This is a genomic window from Massilia sp. CT11-108 (assembly GCF_047302915.1).
GTDB classification, from domain to species: Bacteria; Pseudomonadota; Gammaproteobacteria; order Burkholderiales; family Burkholderiaceae_D; genus Telluria; species Telluria orientalis.
The window spans coordinates 1-3165 of the sequence record NZ_JBKYMO010000585.1 but is presented as its reverse complement, the minus strand read 5'-3'; the positions used below and the strand labels follow the sequence as shown (position 1 = coordinate 3165).

The following is a 3165-nucleotide window of genomic DNA, read 5'->3' as shown; positions in this document are numbered from 1 at the left end:
GCCGTCAGCCGCGCGGTCTCGCGCCTGGAAGCGCGCCTCGGCGTGCGCCTGTTCGTGCGCACCACGCGCACCTTGAACCTGACGGAAGCGGGCCGCGAATATTTCGACCAGTGCCGCCAGGCGCTGGCCCAGCTGGTCGAGGCCGAGCGCGCCGTCACGGGCCGCCAGAGCGCCCCGTCCGGCCTGCTGCGCATCAGCATGCCCACGCCGTACGGCCATTACCGCGTGCTGCCGATCCTTCCCGAATTCACGCGCCGCTATCCCGACGTGAAGGTCGACTTCCACCTCAGTAACCGCAATGTCGACTTCGGCGACGAGGGCTTCGACCTCGCGATCCGGGGCCGCGCGCCGGCCGACTCGACGATGATCTCGCGGCCGCTGGAAGACGCCGAACTGGTGGTCGTCGCCGCGCCCGACTACCTGAAGCGCATGGGTAGGCCGAAGACGCCGGACGACCTGCGCGGCCACAACTGCATCCAGTTCGCGCTGCCCAGCACGGGCCGCAACATCCCCTGGCTGTTCCGCGTGGACGGCGAGGATATCGAACTGCCGACGGCAGGCCTGTACTGCTGCGCCGAGGACATCCTGGGCGCCGTCACGCTGGCGCGGGCGGGCGGCGGCCTGTTCCAGACCTACCGCTTCATCGCCGACGCCGACCTGAAGGCCGGCCGCCTCGTCGAGGTGCTGCCCACGTTCGGCGGCCGATCCAGGCCGTTCTGCCTGATCTACCCACATAACCGGCACGTGGCGGCGCGGGTGCGCGCGTTCGTCGATTTCCTCGTGGAGCATTTGCGCGAACCCCCGCGATTCATTACATGATGTATCGATTGTCTTGCTGCAACCCATCTTTTTCCGGCCGCAGCCTGTTCATATAGTTGTCTCCACGGACGACGCATCCGCGCCGTCGACAACCAGGAGAACAGCATGAACGCAGCAGTCCATCACCCTCGTACCGTCGTCATCACCGGCGCCTCCAGCGGCATCGGCCTTGCACTGGCCAAGGCATACATCGACCGCGGCGACAACGTCGTCGGCAATGCCCGCGGCGCGGCCCGCCTGGATGCCGCGGCGGCCCAACTGGGCAACCCGGCCAACTTCGTCGGCGTCGCCGGCGACATCGCCGAGCCGGCGACGGCGCAGGCCCTCTTCGAGACGGCGATCGCCCGCTTCGGCAAGGTCGACGTCCTGATCAACAATGCCGGCATCTTCAACGCGAAGCCGTTCCACACCTACACGCCGGACGAAGTCGACCGCCTCGTCGACACTAACCTGAAAGGCTTCTTCTATCCGTCGCAACGGGCCGCCGCACACATGGCCGCGAACGGCAGCGGCCACATCGTGAACATCACGGCGGGCATTGCGGTGCAGCCGAACGTGAAGGTCCCGGCGGTGCTGCCGGTGCTCGTGAAGGGTGGCCTGAACAGCGCGACGCGCGCGCTGGCGATCGAACTCGCGGCGAGCGGCGTGAAAGTGTCGGCCGTGGCGCCGGGGATCATCGAGACCCCGCTGCACGGGGACTACGAAGGCACGCGGGCCTTCTACAACACGCTGGCGCCGAGCGGCACGACCGGCACGACGGACGACGTCGTCGGCGCGGTGCTGTACCTGACGGACGCGCGCTTCACGAGCGGCGTCGTGCTGAGCGTGGACGGCGGCGCCACCGCCGGCACGTGGTAAGGCGGCCACCATGCCTTACATCCTCATCCAGGTGACCGACGAAGGGGTCACGAAGGAACAGAAGGCGGCCCTGATCGCGGGCGCGACCGACCTGATGGTGAACGTGTTGAACAAGGATCCGGAAGCGACGTTCGTCGTCATCGACGAAGTGAATACCGATAACTGGGGCCACGGCGGCGAAGTCGTGACGAAGCGCCGCCAGCGCGCGGCGGATGGACGCAAGGCCTGAAGCCATGGACGACCAGCGCGCCATCGCCGCCGTCCTCGGCGATTACTTCAAGGGCCTGTACACGGGGAACACGTCGCTGCTGCGCGCCGTGTTCCACCCGGACGCCACGCTGTTCGCGGAGCGGAGCGGGCAGCCGTACCACAAGCGCCTGGACGACTACCTGGACGGCGTGGCGGCGCGGGCGTCGCCCGCGGCGCTGGGGGAGCCGTACCGCATGCGGGTGCTGGCGATCGACGTCACCCACGACATCGCGATGGCCCGCGTGCACGTGCCGGCGCTCGGGTTCGACTACGTGAATTACCTGTCGCTCGTGCGCTGGCACGGGCGCTGGATGATCGTCAACAAGGTGTTTACGGATGTGCGGGTCAGCGGGTGACCGTCAGCGCGACGACGATGCCCAGGATGGCGAGCAGGACAATCCAGCACAGGCGCCGCAGGCCTTTGTACCTGCGCAGCTGGACGTTGAGGACGCTTTCGGCGATGGCTTGCAGGATCACGTCACCCGCCATGGGGTTTCTCCGGTGGTATGCTGGTCGGCATATATTGACAGATGCGGCAAGTCGTTGCAACCGGGCAGCAACGCATCCATCCAAAGACGGAGTCGTATTCGCGGGCGCGGGTGTAGATTCGGGCGATCCGTTTCAATCATCAAGGAGTCATCATGACCACACCCGATCTCAACCTCGCCAACGTCCGCGCCGCCGCACCCGCCGACGGCTTCGACCGCACGGTGCGCACCGCGGGCCGCGTGCTCGTCGGCGTGCTGTTCCTGTGGGCCGGTATCGACAAGGTGCAGGGCTGGCAGGGCGCGCTGCAGGAAGTGGTGACCGGCGGCCTGCCGGCGCCGACACTCCTGCTGGCGCTGACCATCCTGCTGCAGGTGGCCGGCGGCGCCGCGATCATCGCGGGGCGGCTGCTGAAACCCGCGTGCTGGGCGCTGGCCGGGTTCACGGCGCTGGCGACCGTGCTGTATCACGGCTTCTGGCACGCGACCGGTGCCGCGCGCCATGCGGAACTGATTCCGTTCATGGAGCACGTGTGCATCGTGGGCGGCCTGCTCGTCGTGTCGACGCTGGAACCCAAGCGCCGTTGATCAGCCGCCGACCGGGTTGCGCCACACGACCCGGTTCCTGCCTTCCTGCTTGGCGCGGTACAGGTGTTCGTCCGCCGCCTCGAACAATTCGGCCGCGCTCTCCGGCCCGTGGCCGCCGAGCGTCGCGCCGCCCACGCTGACCGTCAGCACCGGCGCCACCTGCGAC

At 68.0% G+C, this 3165-nt stretch carries 7 protein-coding genes; 5 read left to right on the top strand and 2 right to left on the bottom strand.

The features are described 5' to 3' along the window. From ACEN88_RS27825 to ACEN88_RS27810, 4 genes are all read left to right on the top strand, one after another. Positions 1-819: LysR family transcriptional regulator (locus ACEN88_RS27825; RefSeq protein ID WP_413344849.1), on the top strand; the 819-nt coding region annotated here is incomplete at its 5' end. A 105-nt stretch (positions 820-924) separates the two neighbouring features. Next, the gene (locus tag ACEN88_RS27820) at positions 925-1677 is read left to right on the top strand and encodes an SDR family NAD(P)-dependent oxidoreductase (RefSeq protein ID WP_413344847.1); all 753 of its coding nucleotides are present in this window, start codon (positions 925-927) and stop codon (positions 1675-1677) included. A gap of 10 nt (positions 1678-1687) precedes the next feature. After that, positions 1688-1906, top strand: coding sequence for a tautomerase family protein (locus ACEN88_RS27815; protein WP_413344845.1), 219 nt, complete (start codon positions 1688-1690; stop codon positions 1904-1906). A 4-nt stretch (positions 1907-1910) separates the two neighbouring features. Then, entirely contained in the window at positions 1911-2282 is a 372-nt protein-coding gene (locus ACEN88_RS27810; protein ID WP_413344843.1) for a nuclear transport factor 2 family protein, read from the top strand. Here the strand turns inward: ACEN88_RS27810 and ACEN88_RS27805 are convergent. After that, entirely contained in the window at positions 2272-2415 is a 144-nt protein-coding gene (locus tag ACEN88_RS27805) for a hypothetical protein (protein WP_413344841.1), read from the bottom strand. The two genes, ACEN88_RS27810 and ACEN88_RS27805, sit on opposite strands and share 11 nt — an antisense overlap. 152 nt (positions 2416-2567) lie before the next feature. On the opposite strand from ACEN88_RS27805, the gene ACEN88_RS27800 reads away from it, so the two are divergent. Then, a complete protein-coding gene (locus tag ACEN88_RS27800; protein ID WP_413344839.1) occupies positions 2568-2999 on the top strand; it encodes a DoxX family protein in 432 nt (143 codons plus the stop codon). On the opposite strand, the gene ACEN88_RS27795 is transcribed toward ACEN88_RS27800, so the two are convergent. Beyond that, on the bottom strand, positions 3000-3149 hold the full coding sequence (locus ACEN88_RS27795; RefSeq protein WP_413344851.1) for a diguanylate cyclase domain-containing protein: 150 nt from the start codon (positions 3147-3149) through the stop codon (positions 3000-3002). Between the last annotated feature and the right edge of the window lie 16 nt (positions 3150-3165).